The sequence below is a fragment of the Paraburkholderia piptadeniae genome (genome assembly GCF_900007165.1).
Classification (GTDB): domain Bacteria; phylum Pseudomonadota; class Gammaproteobacteria; order Burkholderiales; family Burkholderiaceae; genus Paraburkholderia; species Paraburkholderia piptadeniae.
This window is the reverse complement of record NZ_CYGY02000245.1, coordinates 1-811: the sequence shown is the minus strand read 5'-3', so window position 1 is coordinate 811 and position 811 is coordinate 1. Positions and strand designations below refer to the sequence as shown.

The 811-nt window shown below is 65.0% G+C and carries 1 protein-coding gene and 1 pseudogene; both read left to right on the top strand.

Annotation, left to right across the window (positions count from 1 at the left end; genetic code table 11):
- Positions 1-356, top strand: a pseudogene (locus tag BN2476_RS45025) (shikimate dehydrogenase); the annotation flags it as partial.
- A 142-nt stretch (positions 357-498) separates the two neighbouring features.
- Positions 499-811, top strand: a 313-nt coding sequence (locus BN2476_RS45020; RefSeq protein WP_143811262.1) for an ABC transporter ATP-binding protein, incomplete at its 3' end; no start/stop codon positions are given.

Genomic DNA, 811 nt, shown 5'->3' with positions numbered 1-811 from the left:
GCATCGGCTCACTCGACGTGCGCGACAACGATGTCGAGCGCACGGCCTCGCTGATCGGCCGGCTGAATGCGCTCGGGCGCGGCGAAGCGCGCAGCGCGGACATCGCTGCGAAGGCCGACGCGTACGACGTGGTGGTCAACGCGTCGCCGCTCGGCATGCGCGCAGACGATCCGTTGCCGATCGACGTATCGCGATTGCCGGCCACGACGTTCGTCGGCGATGTGGTGACGAAGCCGCCGCTCACGCCGTTGATCGAAGCGGCTCGTGCACGCGGATGTCCGACTGTGACCGGCACGCAGATGTTCGGCCGGGTGTGCGAGCGGATGGTGACGTTCCTGCTGGACGCGGGACGGTGAAGGGGATGGCGCTGCGCTGCTACACTTGCGCGATGCCAACCTGTTGAAGAGACCGTGACGCACGGACACGATGCCCGGCGCCACCGCGCATCGCGCATCCTGCCAAAGCGGCCGTTCTTCACCGAGCTACACTCCACGACCCATGCTTCGATTCGAGAACCTTAGCAAGCAGTACAGCGAACGCATCATCTTCCAGGGACTGCATTACGAGGTTGCGTCAGGATGCGTCGCGTTGAACGATGAGTCCGGCAGCGGCAAATCGACGTTGCTCGGCATTCTCGCCGGCACGATCGAAGCCGATGCTGGCGACGTGTGGCTCGGCGGCCATTCGTTGCGCACTGCGCCGCTTGCCGCCAAGTCCGTGCTGACGTACGTGCCTGAAGACTGCATGACCCATCCGGATCAAACCGGCCGCGAGTATTTGCGGAACGTGGCCGCTGCGAGACAGACGACGG